This window comes from Actinomadura formosensis NBRC 14204 (assembly GCF_001552155.1).
In the GTDB taxonomy this organism is placed as follows: domain Bacteria; phylum Actinomycetota; class Actinomycetes; order Streptosporangiales; family Streptosporangiaceae; genus Spirillospora; species Spirillospora formosensis.
In genome coordinates, this window is the sequence record NZ_BCQQ01000001.1 from 26,752 (window position 1) to 44,323 (window position 17,572).

Sequence of the window (17,572 nt, forward strand, 5' to 3'; positions counted from 1 at the left end):
GGCGTACCCCCTGGTTCGCACGGCGTTGCGGCACGTCTCGGCCGGGCGGGGGCGCCCGATTCACGCCACCCCGAGGGCGACCGTCCGAATGGACGGCCGGGGCCGGCGAAGGCGGCGGATAGGTGACCGAGGCAGACCAGGACATGCCCTTTCGTAAACCGGGCGACGAGGGTGCGCGTCCAACTGACGTGACCGAGACCCTCGTGGCCAGGGGCACGGCGGGGGCGGTGGCCGTCGCCTGGGACGCCGACCAGGCTGTGACCGCGCTCTACAGCGCCAACTACCGTTCGCTGGTACGCCTGGCGGCCATGCTCGTACGGGACGCCGGGACGGCCGAGGAGGTCGTCCAGGACGCCTTCGTGGCGATGCACGGCGGATGGCGCCGCCTGCGCGATCCCGACAAGGCCCTGTCGTACCTGCGCCAATCGGTGGTGAACCGGTCGCGATCGGTGCTCCGGCACCGCGCCGTCGTCGAGAAGTACGCTCCGAAGGGCTTGCCGGACGCGCCGAGCGCGGAGGCCGGGGCCATCGGGGAGCTGGAACGCTCGGCGGTCATCGACGCGCTGTCCCGGCTTCCCGCCCGCCAGCGGGAGGCGCTCGTCCTTCGCTACTACGCCGATCTCTCCGAAGCGGAGATCGCCAACACGATGGGCATCTCCCGCGGCGCCGTGAAAAGTCATACGGCGCGCGGAATGACCGCGCTACGCAACGTCCTGGAGCAGTTCTCATGACCACCGACCCCCACGACGAGCACGGCGAGATCCTGCGCCGCGCCCTGCGCGCGGAGGCGGACTCGGTCAACCCCGCGGGCGACGGCCTGGAGCGCATCCGGGCCCGGATCGCCGAGGGGCAGGGCCGCCGGTTCGGTCTCGGACGGTTCGGTCCCGCCCGGTTCGGGTGGGACCGGTTCACCGTCGGCTGGGCGCGGCCCGTCTTCGCCGTGGCCGCCGCTGTGGTGATCGCCGGCCTCGGCGTGACGGCACCGCAGACCATCAACCTCATCCAGCAGTCGGTCGGCAGCAACGGGCCGTCCGACAGCGGGCACGGCGACGCCGACGGGGACCGCAGCGACTCCCAGGGCAGCCCCGAGTTCCCCGACCCGGCTTCGCCGGGGAGCAGCGTGTCCGGCGCGCCGACGACCACGTCGACGGCCCGCCCCAGTTCGTCACCCGGGCTGTCGTCCTGCCGCATCCCGCCGCCGGCGTCGGGCACCGCCTCCGCCTCGCCCAGCACCGCCGCCACGCCGTCGCCCACGACCAAGCCGTGCCCGAGCGAGACGCCGACCGCCCGGCCCAGCACGCCGACGACGCCGACCGAGCCCACCACGCCGCCGACGACGCCGCAGCCCACCGATCAGCCGACGCAGACGCCGACGAGCGCCCCCGTGAACCCGGGCGAGCAGGGCGCCGCGACCACTCCCTGACGCCGGGGCCGTGCCCTGACGCGCGGCGGCTACCAGCGGCCGGTGGCGGCCAGCAGCACGCTCACCGCCGCCACCCCGGCCGTCGACGTGCGCAGGACGGTCGGGCCGAGCCTGGTGGGGCGCCCGCCGGCCGCCGAGAACCGCTCCAGTTCGGCTTCGCTGATCCCGCCCTCGGGACCGACGACGAGGACGATGTCGCCCTCCGCGGGCGGCTTCACCGTGCTCAGCGGCGACTCCGCCTCCTCGTGCAGGATCAGGGCCAGGGACGCGGCGGAGACCCTTCCGGCGATGTCCTCGGTGGACGCGAGGTCCGCTACTTCGGGCAGCCGGCTGCGCCGCGCCTGCTTTCCCGCCTCCCGCGCGGTCGCACGCCAGCGTCCGAGTGCCTTCGCACGGCGGTCCGGGCGCCATCGGGTGATGCAGCGCTCCGCCGCCCACGGGACGATCTCGTCCACGCCGGCCTCGGTCATCGTCTCGACGGCCAGCTCACCCCGGTCGCCCTTCGGGAGGGCCTGGACGACCACGAGACGCGGCGACGGCGGGGGCTGACGGTGCCGGTCCAGCACATCCAGCGTGAGGGACGCGCGGTCGACGGCGGTGACGACGCACTCGGCCAGCAGGCCCGCGCCGTCGGTCAGATCGACGCGCTCCCCGGGCCGCAGCCGCCGCACGGCCGCGGCGTGCCGCCCCTCGGGCCCGTCCAGAACGACGGAACCGCGTTCCAGCGCGTCCGTCGCGGCGAGGAACACCGGCGGGCTCATGGGCGTCCTCCCTGGTCACCATGCTCGCCGCGGCGGCCCTCCTGGTAGGCCGCCGCCACGGCGCTTCAGTGCTGGTTGAACACGTCCTTGAGGCGGGAGAACACGCCCCGCTGCCCGGGGGCGAACTTGCCGGGCGGACGCTCCTCGCCGCGCAGCGCCGCGAGACGGCGCAGCAGCTCCTCCTGCTCCTCGTCCAGCCGGGTCGGCGTCTCCACGTTCACGTGGATCATCAGGTCGCCGCGACCGCTCTCGTTGAGGTGCCGGACGCCCCGGTTGTAGAGCGTGATGACCTGCCCCGACTGCGTGCCGGGCTTGATGTCGACGGCCTCGGCCGCGTCCAGCGTCTCGATCGTGACGCTGGTGCCGAGTGCCGCCGCGGTCATCGGGATCTCGACCGTGCAGTGCAGGTCGTCGCCCTCCCGCTCGAAGATCGCGTGCGGCTTCTCCACGATCTCCAGGAACAGGTCGCCGGGCGGACCGCCGCCCGGCCCGACCTCGCCCTCGCCGGCGAGCTGGATGTGGATGCCGTTCTCCACCCCGGCCGGGATCTTGACCTTGACGGTCCGCCGGGTGCGGACCCGGCCGTCGCCGGAGCACTCGGTGCACGGGTTGCGGATCACCGAGCCGAACCCGCCGCACGCCGGGCACGGCCGCGCCGTCATGACCTGACCGAGGAACGAGCGCTGCACCTGCTGCACCTCGCCGCGCCCGTGGCACGTCTCGCACGTCTCCGGGTGGGTGCCGGGCGCGCAGCCCGACCCCTCGCAGGTGGCGCAGGCGACCGCGGTGTCGATGGACAGCTCGCGGGTCGTGCCGAACGCCGTCTCGCTCAGGTCGAGCTCGACCCGCAGCGTCGCGTTCCGGCCGCGCCGCGCCCGCGACCGGGGGCCGCGGGATGTCGCCGTCCCGAAGAAGGCGTCCATGATGTCGCTGAACGGGAACCCGGCACCGCCGAACCCGCCGGCGCCCGCGCCGGCCCCGGAGGCGAACGGGTCCGCGCCGAGGTCGTACATCTCGCGCTTCTTGGGGTCGGAGAGCACCTCGTACGCCTGGGTGATCTCCTTGAACTTCTCCTGGGTCTCCGGATCCGGGTTGACGTCCGGGTGGAGTTCCCGCGCAAGCCGGCGGTAGGCCTTCTTCACCTCGTCGGCGCTGGCGTCGCGCCGGACGCCCAGGGTCGCGTAGTAGTCGTTCGCCACCTTACGACCCCGCCAGGATCTGTCCCACGTAGCGTGCCACTGCCCGTACCGCTCCCATCGTGCTGGGGTAATCCATGCGTGTAGGCCCGAGCACTCCCAGCCGGGCCAAGGTGAGGTCGCCCACCCCGTAGTCCGCGGCGACGACCGAGGTCGATCGGAGCCCCAGATCGGGGTTCTCGGTGCCGATCCGCACCGTAACTGTAGAGGAGTCCCCGGTCTCGCCGAGCAGCCTCATGAGGACCACCTGTTCCTCCAGCGCCACCAGCACCTCCCGCAGGCTCTGCGAGAAGTCCACGGCGGCGAGGTTGGCCGCGCCGGCGAAAACGATCTTCTCCTCGTGCTTCTCGACGAGCGTCTCCAGCAGGACGGACAGCACCGCGGCCGCAACCGGCCGGTCGTCCGGCCCCACCCTCTCGGGGAGGTCGGCGACGGCGGCCGGCACATCGCCGAGGCCGAGCCCGTCCAGGCATGTGTTGAGCAACGCCCGCAGATGCCCGATCGATTCCTCGCAGACGCTGCCGGGCGTCTCGATGACCCGCTGCTCCACCCGCCCGGTGTCGGTGATCAGGACGAGCAGCAGCCGTCCCTCGGCGACCGGGACCAGCTCGACGTGCCGCACCGACGAGCGGGTCAGCGACGGGTACTGCACGACGGCGACCTGCCGGGTGAGCTGCGCGAGCAGCCGCACCGTGCGGCCGACGACGTCGTCGAGGTCGTAGGCGCCGGACAGGAACGTCTCGATCGCACGGCGCTCGGCGACCGACAGCGGCTTGATCGTGGACAGCCTGTCGACGAACAGCCGGTAGCCCTTGTCGGTGGGGACGCGCCCGGCACTGGTGTGCGGCTGGGCGATGTAGCCCTGCTCCTCCAGCACCGCCATGTCGTTGCGGATCGTCGCGGGCGACACCCCGAGATTGTGCCGGTCCGCCAGGGCCTTGGAGCCCACCGGCTCGTTGGTGGAGACGTAGTCCTCGACGATGGCGCGCAGGACCGCGAGTTTCCGGTCGTCCAGCACGGCGTCACCTCCTTCGTCCCGACCCCTACCGCTGGCACTCCTTACTCTAGAGTGCCAATTGTACGGCCCCGAAGCCCCTCATCGGAGTGCCCCCGCACTCCCCGCACGGCTGCGCGATCCTATCCGCATCGGACACCGGCGCCACGCCGAGGGACGAGGGACGACCCCGCGCAGCCGTCCCGCCGGGTTAATGTGCGGACCCGTGCGCAGTGACAACTACGGAAACGACGTGCTGGCCGGCGACTGGCGCAGGCCCCGCAAGGGCCAGATTCCGGAGATCCCGGCCGAACCCGGGCTGGTCGCGGAGGATCCCGACAGCGGTTTCTGCGGTGCCGTGGTCGGCTGCGACAAGTTCGGCGTCACCCTGGAGGACCGGTTCGGCAAGCGCCGCGTCTTCCCCCTGACCAAGTCGGGCTTCCTGATCGACGGCAGGCCGGTCACGCTCGTCCGCCCGCAGGCCGCGCCCAGGGGACCGGCCCGCTCGGCGTCCGGCTCGATCGCCGTGCGGGGCCTGCGCGCCCGCGTGGCGAAGGAGAGCCGCATCTATGTGGAGGGCGTCCACGACGCCGAGCTGGTCGAGAAGATCTGGGGCCACGACCTGCGGGTCGAGGGCATCGTCGTGGAGTACCTCGAAGGCGTGGACGACCTGCCCGCCATCGTCGAGGAGTTCGCCCCGGACGAGAACCGCCGCCTCGGCGTCCTCGTCGACCACCTGGTGGACGGCTCCAAGGAGTCCCGGATCGCCGCGCAGGTGTCGTCCCCGTACGTCCTGGTCACCGGCCACCCCTTCATCGACATCTGGGAAGCGGTCAAGCCCGCGGCCGTCGGCATCCGCGCCTGGCCCCGCATCCCGCGCGGCGTCCCCTGGAAGGAGGGCGTCATCGCCGAACTCGGCTGGGGCGACGACACGGGCGCCGCCTGGAAACGCATCCTGAACTCCGTCAGCACCTACACCGACCTGGAACCCGCCCTGCTGGGCCGGGTGGAGGAACTCATCGATTTCGTGACCACGGCCTAGGTGAGGGCGCGGGTTACGGCGTCGGCCAGGAGACGGCCCTGGAGGGTCAGGACGGCGCGGCCGTGTTCGTAGGGAGCCGGTTCCAGGAAGCCGTCGGCTATCGCGGTGCGGGCCGCCCTGTCGTCCAGGAGGGTGGTGGGGCAGCCCTGGGCCAGGCGTAGTTCGAGCATGACGCGTTCGATGTGGCGGTCCTCCCCGGTGAGGACCTCCCTGGCGTAGGCAGGGGTGGTGCCCTCTGCGAGGCGGGCGGCGTAGGCGGCGGGATGCTTGACGTTCCACCAGCGTGTTCCGCCGACGTGGCTGTGCGCACCGGGGCCGACACCCCACCAGTCGGCACCCGTCCAATAGAGCATGTTGTGGCGGCAGGCGGCCGTGGGGTCGGTCGCCCAATTGGAGATCTCGTACCAGTGGAGGCCGTGGGCGCCCAGCATCTCGTCGGCGATGAGGTAGCGGTCGGCCATGGCGTCGTCGTCGGGGGCCGTGAGTTCGCCGCGTTTCACTTGGGCGGCCAGGCGGGTGCCCTCTTCGACGATGAGCGCATAGGCCGATACATGATCGGGCTCGGCGCTCAGGGCCGCCTCCAGGGAGGCTCTCCAGTCGTCGTCGGATTCGCCGGGCGTGCCGTAGATGAGGTCCAGATTGATGTGCTCGAACCCCGCCTTGCGCGTCCATTCGACGACTTGCGGGATGCGTCCCGGCGTATGGGTGCGTTCCAGGACGGCCAAGACGTGCTCGCGCGCGCTCTGCATACCGTACGAGATCCGGGTGAACCCGGCCTCTCGGAGCTTGGCCACGTATGCCTCGTCCACCGACTCGGGGTTGGCCTCCGTGGTGACCTCCACGCCTTGGGCGAGCCCGAACTCGGCGTCGATGGCGGCCAGGACGCGGCCCAGGTCGTCCGGGGGGAGCAGCGTCGGTGTACCGCCGCCCACGAAGACCGTCTCGACTGGCAGGTCCACGTCTCCGAGGACGCGCCGGGCCATCCGCACCTCGCTGATGGCGGTGTCGGCGTAGGAGTCACGGCCCGCCCCCGGGCCGAGCTCCGTCGCCGTGTAGGTGTTGAAGTCGCAGTACCCGCACCGCGTCACGCAGAAGGGCACATGGACGTAGAACGCGAACGGCCGCGTTCCCAGCCCGTCCAGGGCGGTGCGGGGCAGCGCACCGTCCGCCGGTACGGGGTCACCGTCAGGAAGAGTCGAGGGCACCCCTCAAGTCTGCCCCGCCCGGCTCCCTGCTCAGACCTCGCCGAGCTTGACTCGGAGCCAGTCGGGGATGTGGGCGTCCGAGCGGGGGAAGCGGTCGAGGTCCTGGGCGTAGGCGGACGGGGTCAGGGGCGGGGTGAAATCGGGTTCCCCGTCGTAGTCGAACTCGGCGCTGAACCGGCCCGAGCGCTCGACCCGCAGGCGGGCGGTGAACCACGCGCCCTTGCCGCCGCGGTACATGACGCGGCGCAACTCGTCCATCTTCCCGATGGCCTGCCCCGGCGGGATGACCGCGCGGCGCCCGCCGCCCGCGTCCTCGACCTCGAGCGAGGCGCTGTCGATGCCGACCGTCGCGCGGAACTCGAACTCGAGCAGCTCCCAGCCCTCCGGGGCGGCGGAGCGCAGCGCGCGGACGGCGTCGTTCACCGTTTCCCGCTCCTTCGCGGAACGCAGAACCTGCTCGGGGTCGGTCACGCTACCTCCGGGAGGTCGGGTCAGGCCGCTGGTTCGACCGTACCGACATACGCGCCCAGGTCGAGCAACCCCGCCGTGTCGTAGTGGACCCGTCCGCCGCGCGGGCGGAATGAGGCGTGCCGGACCTCTTGGGTGGATAAAGTCATCGGGATGGTGGACGAGGGTGCGGCCGAGCAGGACCGGGCGCCGGCGCGGGTGCTGCTGCAGGGCGAGCCGGACGGCTGGCACTGCGTGGTGGTCGACGGCGCGGGCGGCGAGCGGCGTTCGGATCTGCCCGGCGCGGGAACCCGCTGGTCGACCGGCGGCCGCGCCGACCCCGAGCCGCCGTGGTGGCGGCGCAGGCTCGCCGAGACGGCCGAGGGGCTGCGCGAATCGGTCGGCCAGCGGCTGACCGACGCGACGTTCCGGGAGTTCGGGGCCGAGGCCGTGATCACCTGGTTCGCGGTGGACGAGCCCGTCGCGTGGGAGGGTCTCGTCACACTCAAGGAGGCCGACCCCGCGCGGTTCCCGGGCCGGGTCGCCCCGTTCGTCATCACGCTGGAACCGGGCCGCGGAGCGCTGCTGCCCCAGGCGAATCTGCTGTTCTCCACGCACGCCCCGGACGCGTGGACGACCCTCACCACGATCGCCGAGCGCTGCGGCACCCCTCCGCCGAAGTCGTCGTTCCTGTGCGGCTGGGCCGATCACCGCAGCGTCCGGGTGGGGCGCGGGACCCTGGCGCTGTCCACCGACCGGGGTGAGGACGGCGTGGAGCGGCTCGCCGAGATCTGCGGGACACGGGCGCCCGGCTGGAGCGGCAACCCGGAGCTGCGTTTCCGGCTGGACGGCATCGACCTGCTCGACCAGCCCGCCGGCGACGTGACCGCGCTGCTGCGCGAACTGGGCCACGAGATCGTCACGCGGGGCAGGACGGTCCGGCTCGCGGCGTCGGGCCTCACCCTCTACCGGCCCGGTGAGGCGGACCGGTTCACGGCCGTGTCGCTGCAGCCGCCGGCCGCGCTCGGCGCGCTCCGGATCCTTTGACGCGCGCTCCCCGGCCGGTGGCGCGAAACGGCCACGGGCCCGGCGGTGGAACGGAACCCGTCCGAACTCCTGGCGCGTCCTAAGAGTCGTACACTTCGCGCAATGACTCGCATACCGAACGCGTAGCGAACTAAGGAGAGGACGTCCGCCATGGCCTACGGGCCTCCCCCGTCGCCCGGCCAGGGACAGCCTGGCTCCGCCTGGCAGCAGCCCCAGCAGACCCCCTGGCAGCAGCCCGGTAACAATGCCTGGCAGCAATCCCCGCAGCCTCAGCAGCAACAGCACAATGCGGCTTGGCAGCAGCCCCAGCCCCAGCAGGGTGGGGGCACCGTCCAGATACCCGGTCACTACGGCCCCGTCAGTGACGACGACAAGACGTGGTCGCTGATGGCGTACGTGGGGCAGTTCCTCGTCGGCGTCATCGCTCCGGCCATCGTCTACCTGGGCAAGGCCCGGTCGCCGTTCGTCCGGCGGCACGCCGCGCAGGGCCTCAACATGGGCATCGCCGCCACCGCCGTGTGGATCGTCGGCGGCCTGCTGTCCCTGGCCGTCGAGGCCTTCATCTGGGTGCCGGTCCTGTTCACGGCCGCCGTGATGGTCTTCCTCGTCTTCGCGGGCCGGGCCGCCAACCGCGGCGAGTTCCGCCGCGTCCCGGCCGTCGTCGCCTGGCCCCTGCTGAAGTAGCCGCTACTTCTTGCCCTTGTCGGTGTCGCCGCCACCGGTGGAGAGGGCGGCGACGAAGGCCTCCTGCGGGACGTCCACCCGCCCGATGGTCTTCATCCGCCTCTTGCCCTCCTTCTGCTTCTCCAGCAGCTTGCGCTTGCGGGAGATGTCACCGCCGTAGCACTTGGCGAGGACGTCCTTGCGGATGGCGCGGATGTTCTCACGGGCGATGATCCGGGCGCCGATCGCCGCCTGGATGGGCACCTCGTACTGCTGCCGGGGAATGAGCTCCTTGAGCTTGGCCGTCATCATCAGCCCGTACTCGCGGGACTTGTCGCGGTGAACGATCTGGCTGAACGCGTCCACCGACTCGCCCTGCAGCAGGATGTCGACCTTCACCAGGTCGGCCTCCTGCTCGCCGCTGGGCTCGTAGTCGAGCGACGCGTAGCCGCGCGTCCGCGACTTCAGCTGGTCGAAGAAGTCGAAGATGATCTCGGCGAGCGGCAGCGTGTAGCGGATCTCGACACGGTCCTCCGACAGGTAGTCCATGCCGAGCAGCACGCCGCGGCGGCCCTGGCACAGCTCCATGATCGCGCCGATGTGCTCGGACGGGCTCAGCAGCGTCGCCCTCACCACCGGCTCGTACACCGCGCCGATCTTGCCCTCCGGGAACTCGCTGGGGTTGGTGACGGTGTGCTCCGTCCCGTCCTCCATCACCACGCGGTAGACGACGTTCGGCGCGGTGGAGATCAGCGAGAGGTCGAACTCGCGCTCCAGCCGCTCCCGGACGATCTCCATGTGCAGCAGGCCGAGGAAGCCGCAGCGGAACCCGAACCCGAGCGCCGCCGACGTCTCCGGCTCGTAGACCAGCGCGGCGTCGTTCAGCCGCAGCTTGTCGAGCGCGTCGCGCAGTTCCGGGTACTGGTCGCCGTCCACCGGGTACAGGCCGGAGAACACCATCGGCTTCGGGTCGCGGTAGCCGCCGAGCGACTCGGGCGCCGGACGGGACGCGCCGGTCACGGTGTCGCCGACCCGCGCCTGCCGGACGTCCTTCACCCCGGTGATCAGGTAGCCGACCTCGCCGACGCCGAGACCGTGCACGGGCTTCGGCTCCGGGGAGATCACCCCGACCTCCAGGGTCTCGTGCGCCGCCCCGGTCGACATCATCAGGCTCTTCTCGCGGCGGGACAGCCGTCCGTCCATGATCCGGACATAGGTGACGACGCCCCGGTAGGTGTCGTACACCGAGTCGAAGATCAGCGCGCGGGCGGGGCCGTCCGGGTCACCGACCGGCGCCGGCACCTCCGCCACGATCTTGTCGAGCAGCTCGCGGACGCCCTCGCCCGTCTTGCCCGACACGCGCAGCACGTCCGACGGGTCGCAGCCGATGATCCCGGCCAGTTCCTCGGCGTACTTGTCCGGCTGCGCCGCGGGCAGGTCGATCTTGTTCAGCACCGGGATCAGGTGCAGGTCGGCCTCAAGGGCCAGGTACAGGTTCGCGAGCGTCTGCGCCTCGATGCCCTGCGCCGCGTCCACCAGCAGGACCGCGCCCTCGCACGCCGCCAGCGACCGCGACACCTCGTAGGAGAAGTCGACGTGCCCCGGGGTGTCGATCAGGTTGAGGACGTGGTCGACGCCGCCGGACGTCCACGGCAGCCGGACGGCCTGGCTCTTGATCGTGATGCCGCGCTCACGCTCGATGTCCATGCGGTCGAGGTACTGGGCGCGCATCTGGCGCTCCTCGACCACCCCCGTCAGCTGCAGCATCCGGTCCGCGAGGGTCGACTTGCCATGGTCGATGTGCGCGATGATGCAGAAGTTGCGGATGATCGCGGGATCGGTCTTGTCAGGCTCGGGTGCTGGCACCGGGGTCCGTTCGCAAAACTCACTGGCGGGCATGGACAGAGGTGCTTCCATAGTCCCATGCTGGACGCGATGCTCCGCGCACGGCCCAGTTTGGGACGAGCTCCGGTGATTGGTAGGCTGTGCGACTGCGTGTGGCGTAGCGTCGTGCCCCGGGGGCACCGTCCGCCCCCGTTCAGACATTCGTCAGAGCCTGCGCGTGAGCAGGCAAGGATCGCAACCAAGCTGAGGCACTACGACGTGGCTAACATCAAGTCCCAGATCAAGCGCAACAAGCAGAACGAGAAGGCCCGCCTGCGCAACAAGGCCGTCAAGTCCGAGCTGAAGACGGCGATCCGCAAGTTCCGCGAGGCCGCCGAGGCCGGCAACGCCGACGACGCCGTCGCGGCGCAGCGCAACGCGGCACGCAAGCTGGACAAGGCCGTCAGCAAGGGCGTCATCCACAAGAACCAGGCCGCGAACCGCAAGTCGGCGATCGCCAAGCGCGCCGCCACGCTGCAGGCCAAGTAAGAGCCGCACGCCCGGGGCCGGCCGTTTCGGGCGCCGGCCCCGACGCATGTCCATGGACGAACGCCGCGTGGTGAAGATCTCGAAGTATCTCGCCAGGCATCTGCGGCACCGCCCCGAGCGGATCGGCCTCACCCTTTCCGCCGAAGGCTGGGTGGACGTCACCGAACTGCTCGCGGCGTGTTCCCGGCACGGTTTCGCGCTCACCCGCTCCGAACTGGAGCACGTGGTGAACGTGAACGACAAGAAGCGCTTCGAGCTGGACGGGAACCGGATCCGGGCCGCCCAGGGGCATTCGGTCCCGGTCGAGCTGAACCTGCCTTCGGCGTCCCCGCCGCAGTTCCTCTACCACGGCACCGTCCGCCGTTCCGTGGAGCCGATCCTGCGCGACGGCCTGCTGCCGATGGGGCGGCACGCCGTGCATCTCTCCCCCGACCGCGAAACGGCCCGGCGCGTCGGCGCCCGCCGCGGGAAGCCCGTCGTCCTCGCCGTCGAAGCGGGGCGGATGGCCGCGGACGGGCACGAGTTCCGGGTCAGCGCGAACGGCGTGTGGCTGGCCGGCTTCGTGCCGCCGGAATATATCCGCGAATGACCTCGGCGGCGGCCCGATCGGGCATGTGCCGCACTTCGCATCCCCCGCGCGGCGGCCCCGCCGGCGTGAACGGCCACCCCCTGCCTCCCGGCCTGGCGGCCTGCGAGATCATCGGCCTGCCGGCGTCCCCGCTACGCTCTCCGCCCGCGGGGCCTCGCTGACGTTCCCCGGTGGCCGGCCTCCCGACCGCCGTCCGCACCGCGTAAGGGGCACATCGTGCATTTCGAGGTATCCGTCGACATCGACGCCGCTCCGGACACCGTCTGGGCCCTCCTGAAAGACGTTGAACGCTGGCCCGAGATGACGGCCTCCATCGAGCGCGTCGAAATCCTCGACGAACCGTTCACCCTCTCCAGCCGGGCCCGCGTCCACCAGCCGAAGCTTCCCGCCGCCGTCTGGACGGTCACCGCGTTCGAGGAGGGCAAGAGCTTCACCTGGGAATCCCGCTCACCCGGCGTCACCACGACCGGCGGCCACGACATCGTCCCCAGGCCCGGCGGAACGGTCACCGTCCGCCTCAGCGTCGACCAGAAAGGCCCCCTGGTTCCCCTGGTCTCCCTCCTCACGGGCCGCCTGACCCGCCGCTACGTGACCATGGAGGCCAACGGCCTGAAGGCCAAAGCCGAACGCTAGGTTCTCCCCATGCCCGCGCAGCCGCGGCCTACTGGGCGGCGGCCCTCCCGTAGCGTTCCTGGTCGGACGGCCGCGGCCCCTCGGGACCGTCCCGGCCGATCCGCATCATCCGCGAGACCCGCACCGTGCGGAACACGCGTCCCATGGTGGCGAACTCGTGGCCGTCCGTGGCCCTGATCTCCTCCGCCGCCCGCGCCCACCCGGCGAGTTCCTCCGCCGAGGCCGGATCTCCCTGGAACTCGCGGAGCAGGGGCAGCAGTTCGGTGAAGTGGCAGGCCAGGTGATGGCGCGCCACATCGGGGCCCTCTCCCCCGGTGAGGGGCTTCCAGGCACCGTCCTCGATCTCCACCACGATGAAGGTCGGCGGCAGCAGGAGCACGCCCGGGTGCGTGCGGATCGCATGGTCGGCCTCGGTCTGGACGATGTCCGGGACGGTACCGGGGTGGGGCCGGTGCCCGAGGAGGTTCAGCCTCAACTGCGTCTCCCAGTGCCCGGCCGGCGCCAGCGGATCGATGGGGTGGCCGCGAAGCAGCGTCGGAGCCCCGGCCGGATCGGTGTCGGTGGACCGGGGAGGCTCCATCGCACCACCGCCCACCAGGGTGAACTTCTCGATCCGGATCACCCGGTAGCGCCGGTCACCGATCTCCCACTCGTCCTTGGCGAGCTGCTCGCCCTCCTCGGGATCCAGCCGGTCGACGGCGGCCGTCATCGCGCGGGCGAGTTCCGGGGCGGGCTCGCGTTCGGTCACCGTCCGGCGCAGATGGGCGGCCAGGCTCCGCCGCCCTTCCTCCGGGTTGGACGCCCCGACGGACCCGATGCGCCAGCGCGTCCCGCTCTGGATCGCGAACCCGAAGTCGGGCGACCCGGCCGGGAAGAGTTTCGGGTAGTCCCGCATCCGCTCGCCGAGTTCCCGGTCCCGCACCGCCGCCACCGGATCGAGGTCGGCGACCATCTCGATGCGGTCGTACCCCTGCATCAATGGGAAGCTCATGCCCCATCATCGTCACAGAATCGATCCACCCGCATACGATTCGTGAGATTACCCGCCGTGAATCACCCTCACCGGCGCGATATGTCCGAAGCGCCCGAGAACGCACCCCTCACCGCCGAGATCACCCGCGAGCCCGTCACCGGCGCGCGGTGCGGCACCTACGGCGCGGGGTGCCGGCCCCGAGCGGCGACGATCTGGGCGACCGCCCTCTCCAGCGCGTACGCCGGATCGGCGGCACCCCCCTTGACCGCTTCGTCCGCCTCGGTGACCGCGCTCAGCGCCCGCGCGACCCCGTCGCCGGACCAGCCGCGCAGTTGCTTCTGCACCCGGTCGATCTTCCACGGCGGCATGCCCAGCTCCTTCGCCAGCGCCGCGCCACGCGCACCCCGCGGCGCCCCGCCGACCTTCGCCAGCCCCCGCACCCCCTGGGCGAGCGCGCTGACGATCAGAACCGGCGCCACACCCGTCGCGAGGGCCCAGCGGAGCTGCTCCAGGGCCTCGGCGAGCTGCCCCTCGACGGCCTTGTCCGCCACCGTGAACCCGCTGACCTCGGCGCGTCCCCGGTAGTAGCGGGCGACGGCCGCGTCGTCGATCTTCCCGCCGGTGTCGGCGACCAGCTGGCTGCAGGCCGCCGCCAGCTCCCGCAGGTCGTTGCCCACCGCGTCGAGCAGACCGCGCGCCCCGTCCGCCGAGATCTTCCCGCCCGCCCGGCGGATCTCGGCCCGCACGAAATCGACCCGCTCCCCCACCTTGGTGACCTTCGGGCACGAGATCTTGCGCGCCTTGAGCCTGGTCAGCCCCTCCACCAGCGCCTTCCCTCTGGCCCCGCCGGAGTGGACGGCGACCAGCACCACCTCGTCCGCCGGGTTCCCGGCGTACCTGAGCACCTCGGCCGTCAGGTCCTTCCCGAGATCCTGCGCCGACCGGAGCACCAGCACCTTCCCGCCTCCGAACAGCGACGGCGACGTCAGCTCCGAGATCCGCCCGGGTTCCAGCCCGCCCGGCGCGAGGTCGGTCACCTCGGCATCGGGATCCTTCGCCCGCACGGACGCGACGACATCGGCGATGGCCCGCTCCACGAGCAGCTCTTCGTCACCGATGATCAAGATGATGGGCTCAACCGACACCCCAGCAGCATGCCACGCCCGTCCCTCGCCCCGTGCCATCCGGCGGTTCTCGCGCTCGGTCAGTGGCGAGAGACCACTGTTACGGCGGTTGCGGTGCGGACTATGGCTATGTCTCCTTCCCGGTCGGTGCGGTAGATCCGGGTGTGGAGGCGGCTGAGGAGGTTGAGGGTCGCCGGGGAAGGGTGGCCGTAGTCGTTGTGCTCGCCGACCGAGATCAGGGAAACGGCCGCGTGAGCGGCGGCCAGGAAGCGCGGGTCCTGGCTGCGGGAGCCGTGATGGGGGATCTTCAGAACCTGGACGCAGGGGACGGCCGATTCCAGGGCTCGCTGTGCGTCCGCTTCGATGTCGCCCGCCAGGAGTGCGCTGAATCCGGGCTTGCGGGCGAGGAGGACCACACTCGCGTTGTTGACCGTTGTGCCGTCGTCCTGGGCCGAGAGGGTCGGGCCGTTGCCGGGTGGGGCCAGGACCGAAAGCGTCAACTCGCCTATGCGCCATTGCCGGCCCGGCTCAGCGGGACCGATGGGGATGCCGGATGTGTAGCGGGCCTCGCGGCCGGAGGTGAGGGGCGTGGTCAGCACCTGGCGGACCGTACGGCCGTGTCTGACACCTGACGTGCCGTTGATGTGGTCGGCGTGCGGGTGGGTCAGGACGAGGAGCGGGACGTCCCTCACCCCGAGACGCCGCAAGCAGCGGTCGACCGGGGCGGGGTCCGGGCCCGTGTCCACCACGACGGCCTGGCCGGGGCCTGCGGACAGCGCGAGGGCGTCGCCCTGGCCGACGTCGCAGGCGACCATCTGCCAGCCGGGCGGCGGCCAGCCGGGGGACATCGCGCGCATGGCGACGACCGCGATGAGGACACCGGTCATGGCCGCGGCGGCGATGAGACGCAGGCGGCCACTGCGCAGGATCAGGACGGCGGCTCCGCCCGCCGCCAGCAGCGTCACGGCGCCGAGCCCGCCGCCGGCCCAGGGGATCGTCGCGTAGGGCAGTTTCGCGGCGGTGCGGGCGACCCAGATGATCCAGCCGACGGCGAGGCCGGCGGGCCACACGATCAGCCGGGCGGCGGGCAGCGAGACGGGCGCGGTCACGGCCCCGAGGGCGCCGAGGAGGGTGGCGGGGGCGACGGCGGGGGCGGCCAGCAGGTTCGCGAACACGGAGACGACGCCCACCTCGCCGGAGAGCGTCACGAGCACGGGTGCCACGGCGACCTCGGCGGCGGCCGAGACGGCGAGGGCGCCGGCGATCGGGCCGGGCAGCCACCGGCCGAGCCGTTCCCGCCACGGCGGGGCCAGGACCAGCAGCCCGGCCGTGGCCAGGACCGAGAGCGCGAACCCGTACGAGCGCGAGAGTTCCGGATCGATCAGGACGAGGAGCAGGACGGCGGCGGCCAGCGCGGGAAGCCCCTGGCGTTCCCGGCCGGTGACCAGGGCCAGCAAGCCGATCGACCCCATGACCGCCGCCCGCAGGACGCTCGGTTCCGGCCGCGCGACGATGACGAATCCGAACACCGCGAGCACGGCGAAGGGCGGGGCCCGGCGGGGCCCGAGACCGGCGAGGCGGCACAGCCCCAGAACGGCGCCGACGACGATCGCGAGGTTCGCGCCGGAGACCACCAGGAGGTGGGTGAGGCCCGCGGTGCGGAAGTGCTCCGCCAGCGCGGGGTCGATGCGCGAGGTGTCGCCGACGACCATGCCCGGCAGGACACCGCGCCGATCCGGCGGGAGCCGGTCCACCGCCGCCCGCAGTCTGGCACGTACATGCTCGGCGGCGCGCTGCACCGGGGACGGCGTGCCGAGGACGGTGGGCGGCCCGCGCACGATCACGACCGCGGCCAGCAGGCCGGCGCCCTCGGGGGTCGTGAACCGGCCCCGCAGCCGTACCCGCTGGCTGGGAAGGAGGCGAAGCCAGCGGGGGTCGCCCGCGATGAGCAGCACCGGAACGCGGACCTTGGCCCGCCGCACCGCCTCGATCCGGGCCCGGAGGACGACCATCCGGCGGCCATGGCCGGGGGTGGCCCGCGGGTCTTCGGTCACCACCGCCTCCGCCGCGGCCGTCCGTCCGGCGCGGGCGAGGTCCCGCACCGGCCCGCCGCCGACGGCGGTCGCCCGGAGCGCCACCCCGCACGCCGACGCCGCCGCGCACGCCAGCACGACCCCGATGACGACCCGCCCGCCCGTCCCGCCGGGGTGCGCTGTGCGGGAGCGCGGGATCAGCAGGCAGAGGGACGCCAGGGCCGCCGTTGCCGCCAGGGCGTAGGTGAGTTTCGGGGGGAGGCCCATGGTCGTTGCGGCCGCCACCCAGGTGGCGATGGCGGGGATCAGCAGGCGGATGTCGTGGGTCATACGCGGACCATGGGTTTCAGATCGGCGAAGCGGCGGGCGCCTATGCCGTTGACCTCCTGGAGCTGGTCGATCGAGCGGAACCCGCCGTGCTGGGCGCGGTAGTCGACGATGCGCTGGGCCAGGACGGGGCCCACGCCGGGGAGGTCGTCGAGCTGGTCCGGGGTGGCGGTGTTCAGGTCGAGCGGAGTGCCGGGCGCTCCGGACGGGCCGGCGGAGGGGGCGGCTCCCGGTGGCGGGGTCGGCCGGGGGACGCCGACCGGGATCTGTTCGCCGTCCACGAGCGTGCGGGCGAGGTTGAGGGTGCCGGTCTTCGCTCCCGGGCGGACACCGCCGGCGGCCTTGATGGCCTCGGCGACCCGGGAGCCGGACGGGAGCGTGATCACGCCCGGATGCTCGACCTTGCCGAGAACGTGGACGACCACCGGGGAGGAGGCCGCCGCCGGGCTCACGGACACGGCCGGCCGCGGGTCGGTGAGGGAGGCGCTCGCGGCGGGGACCGCCCGGTCATCGGGTCTCGGGCGCGCGAGCCAGAGGTAGCCGGCCGCGACCAGGGCGGCGACCACGCCGATGAGGACGAGGGTGCGGACGTGGGATTTCTCCGGCATCGCACGTAAGCGGGCCGCCGGGGGCGCGTCGGGAGCGGTGGGCGGCTTCAGCCGGCCCATGAGGGTGTGCAGCCGGTCCTGCGGGTCGGGTCTCATGCCGCCTGACGGTAAGGAGAGCCCGCGGGGGGCCGCGC

At 72.3% G+C, this 17,572-nt stretch carries 18 protein-coding genes; 8 read left to right on the forward strand and 10 right to left on the reverse strand.

Annotated features, from left to right (window positions below; genetic code table 11):
- Nucleotides 1-143 precede the first annotated feature (143 nt).
- Both AF1_RS00140 and AF1_RS00145 read left to right on the forward strand, forming a co-directional pair.
- A complete protein-coding gene (locus tag AF1_RS00140; protein WP_067792131.1) occupies nt 144-731 on the forward strand; it encodes a SigE family RNA polymerase sigma factor in 588 nt (195 codons plus the stop codon).
- Entirely contained in the window at nt 728-1,423 is a 696-nt protein-coding gene (locus AF1_RS00145) for a hypothetical protein (RefSeq protein ID WP_067791901.1), read from the forward strand. Before AF1_RS00140 ends, AF1_RS00145 begins: the two co-directional genes overlap by 4 nt.
- 29 nt (nt 1,424-1,452) lie before the next feature.
- Here AF1_RS00145 and AF1_RS00150 read toward each other — a convergent pair whose 3' ends face one another.
- From AF1_RS00150 to hrcA, 3 genes are all read right to left on the reverse strand, one after another.
- Nucleotides 1,453-2,184 carry a 16S rRNA (uracil(1498)-N(3))-methyltransferase gene (locus AF1_RS00150; protein WP_067791903.1) on the reverse strand — a complete coding sequence of 244 codons (732 nt, stop codon included), beginning with the start codon at nt 2,182-2,184 and terminating at the stop codon, nt 1,453-1,455.
- Between the two features lie 65 nt (nt 2,185-2,249).
- Nucleotides 2,250-3,383, reverse strand: coding sequence for a molecular chaperone DnaJ (dnaJ, locus tag AF1_RS00155; protein WP_067791905.1), 1,134 nt, complete (start codon nt 3,381-3,383; stop codon nt 2,250-2,252).
- A gap of 1 nt (nt 3,384) precedes the next feature.
- The gene (gene hrcA, locus AF1_RS00160; RefSeq protein ID WP_067791907.1) at nt 3,385-4,398 is read right to left on the reverse strand and encodes a heat-inducible transcriptional repressor HrcA; all 1,014 of its coding nucleotides are present in this window, start codon (nt 4,396-4,398) and stop codon (nt 3,385-3,387) included.
- A gap of 202 nt (nt 4,399-4,600) precedes the next feature.
- On the opposite strand from hrcA, the gene AF1_RS00165 reads away from it, so the two are divergent.
- Complete coding sequence (locus AF1_RS00165) at nt 4,601-5,416, forward strand: DUF3097 domain-containing protein (protein ID WP_242608701.1); 816 nt, start codon at nt 4,601-4,603, stop codon at nt 5,414-5,416.
- On the opposite strand, the gene hemW is transcribed toward AF1_RS00165, so the two are convergent.
- Together hemW and AF1_RS00175 are read right to left on the reverse strand one after the other, a co-directional pair.
- A complete protein-coding gene (gene hemW, locus AF1_RS00170) occupies nt 5,413-6,621 on the reverse strand; it encodes a radical SAM family heme chaperone HemW (RefSeq protein ID WP_067791912.1) in 1,209 nt (402 codons plus the stop codon). The genes AF1_RS00165 and hemW overlap by 4 nt on opposite strands.
- Before the next feature lie 30 nt (nt 6,622-6,651).
- Entirely contained in the window at nt 6,652-7,092 is a 441-nt protein-coding gene (locus tag AF1_RS00175) for a hypothetical protein (protein ID WP_067791914.1), read from the reverse strand.
- A 150-nt stretch (nt 7,093-7,242) separates the two neighbouring features.
- Here AF1_RS00175 and AF1_RS00180 point away from each other — a divergent pair, with 150 nt between their 5' ends.
- Nucleotides 7,243-8,115, forward strand: a complete 873-nt coding sequence (locus AF1_RS00180) for a hypothetical protein (RefSeq protein WP_067791918.1) — start codon at nt 7,243-7,245, stop codon at nt 8,113-8,115.
- A gap of 150 nt (nt 8,116-8,265) precedes the next feature.
- On the forward strand, nt 8,266-8,799 hold the full coding sequence (locus AF1_RS32835) for a DUF4870 domain-containing protein (protein WP_084262278.1): 534 nt from the start codon (nt 8,266-8,268) through the stop codon (nt 8,797-8,799).
- A gap of 3 nt (nt 8,800-8,802) precedes the next feature.
- On the opposite strand, the gene lepA is transcribed toward AF1_RS32835, so the two are convergent.
- Nucleotides 8,803-10,677, reverse strand: coding sequence for a translation elongation factor 4 (gene lepA / locus AF1_RS00190; protein WP_067791925.1), 1,875 nt, complete (start codon nt 10,675-10,677; stop codon nt 8,803-8,805).
- A 204-nt stretch (nt 10,678-10,881) separates the two neighbouring features.
- Between lepA and rpsT the strand changes: the two genes are divergently transcribed.
- The 3 genes from rpsT (at nt 10,882) to AF1_RS00205 (ending at nt 12,373) form a co-directional block, all read left to right on the forward strand.
- A complete protein-coding gene (gene rpsT, locus AF1_RS00195; RefSeq protein ID WP_067791927.1) occupies nt 10,882-11,151 on the forward strand; it encodes a 30S ribosomal protein S20 in 270 nt (89 codons plus the stop codon).
- A 46-nt stretch (nt 11,152-11,197) separates the two neighbouring features.
- Nucleotides 11,198-11,740 (forward strand): RNA 2'-phosphotransferase, encoded by a 543-nt coding sequence (locus AF1_RS00200; RefSeq protein WP_456151175.1) that lies wholly within the window; start codon nt 11,198-11,200, stop codon nt 11,738-11,740.
- Nucleotides 11,741-11,956: 216 nt separating this feature from the next.
- On the forward strand, nt 11,957-12,373 hold the full coding sequence (locus AF1_RS00205; RefSeq protein WP_067791930.1) for an SRPBCC family protein: 417 nt from the start codon (nt 11,957-11,959) through the stop codon (nt 12,371-12,373).
- Between the two features lie 28 nt (nt 12,374-12,401).
- On the opposite strand, the gene AF1_RS00210 is transcribed toward AF1_RS00205, so the two are convergent.
- The 4 genes from AF1_RS00210 to AF1_RS00225 all read right to left on the reverse strand — a co-directional run bounded on the left by AF1_RS00210 (nt 12,402) and on the right by AF1_RS00225 (nt 17,534).
- Nucleotides 12,402-13,364 (reverse strand): DUF5954 family protein, encoded by a 963-nt coding sequence (locus AF1_RS00210; RefSeq protein ID WP_131732491.1) that lies wholly within the window; start codon nt 13,362-13,364, stop codon nt 12,402-12,404.
- Nucleotides 13,365-13,522: 158 nt separating this feature from the next.
- The gene (gene holA / locus AF1_RS00215; protein WP_067791935.1) at nt 13,523-14,530 is read right to left on the reverse strand and encodes a DNA polymerase III subunit delta; all 1,008 of its coding nucleotides are present in this window, start codon (nt 14,528-14,530) and stop codon (nt 13,523-13,525) included.
- 20 nt (nt 14,531-14,550) lie between these two features.
- Nucleotides 14,551-16,833: a ComEC/Rec2 family competence protein gene (locus AF1_RS00220; RefSeq protein ID WP_084262279.1), complete on the reverse strand. Its 2,283-nt coding sequence runs from the start codon at nt 16,831-16,833 to the stop codon at nt 14,551-14,553.
- Nucleotides 16,830-17,534 carry a ComEA family DNA-binding protein gene (locus AF1_RS00225; protein ID WP_084262280.1) on the reverse strand — a complete coding sequence of 235 codons (705 nt, stop codon included), beginning with the start codon at nt 17,532-17,534 and terminating at the stop codon, nt 16,830-16,832. Before AF1_RS00225 ends, AF1_RS00220 begins: the two co-directional genes overlap by 4 nt.
- Nucleotides 17,535-17,572: the final 38 nt, after the last annotated feature.

Excerpts from the sequence above, each read along its gene's own strand:
- AF1_RS00140 (WP_067792131.1), top strand. The coding sequence starts at position 144 with ATGCCCTTTCGTAAACCGGGCGACGAGGGTGCGCGTCCAACTGACGTG.
- AF1_RS00145 (WP_067791901.1), top strand. The coding sequence starts at position 728 with ATGACCACCGACCCCCACGACGAGCACGGCGAGATCCTGCGCCGCGCC.
- AF1_RS00150 (WP_067791903.1), bottom strand. The coding sequence starts at position 2,184 with ATGAGCCCGCCGGTGTTCCTCGCCGCGACGGACGCGCTGGAACGCGGT.
- AF1_RS00180 (WP_067791918.1), top strand. The coding sequence starts at position 7,243 with ATGGTGGACGAGGGTGCGGCCGAGCAGGACCGGGCGCCGGCGCGGGTG.
- AF1_RS32835 (WP_084262278.1), top strand. The coding sequence starts at position 8,266 with ATGGCCTACGGGCCTCCCCCGTCGCCCGGCCAGGGACAGCCTGGCTCC.
- lepA (WP_067791925.1), bottom strand. The coding sequence starts at position 10,677 with ATGCCCGCCAGTGAGTTTTGCGAACGGACCCCGGTGCCAGCACCCGAG.
- AF1_RS00200 (WP_456151175.1), top strand. The coding sequence starts at position 11,198 with ATGTCCATGGACGAACGCCGCGTGGTGAAGATCTCGAAGTATCTCGCC.
- AF1_RS00210 (WP_131732491.1), bottom strand. The coding sequence starts at position 13,364 with ATGAGCTTCCCATTGATGCAGGGGTACGACCGCATCGAGATGGTCGCC.
- holA (WP_067791935.1), bottom strand. The coding sequence starts at position 14,530 with ATGGCACGGGGCGAGGGACGGGCGTGGCATGCTGCTGGGGTGTCGGTT.
- AF1_RS00220 (WP_084262279.1), bottom strand. The coding sequence starts at position 16,833 with ATGACCCACGACATCCGCCTGCTGATCCCCGCCATCGCCACCTGGGTG.
- AF1_RS00225 (WP_084262280.1), bottom strand. The coding sequence starts at position 17,534 with ATGAGACCCGACCCGCAGGACCGGCTGCACACCCTCATGGGCCGGCTG.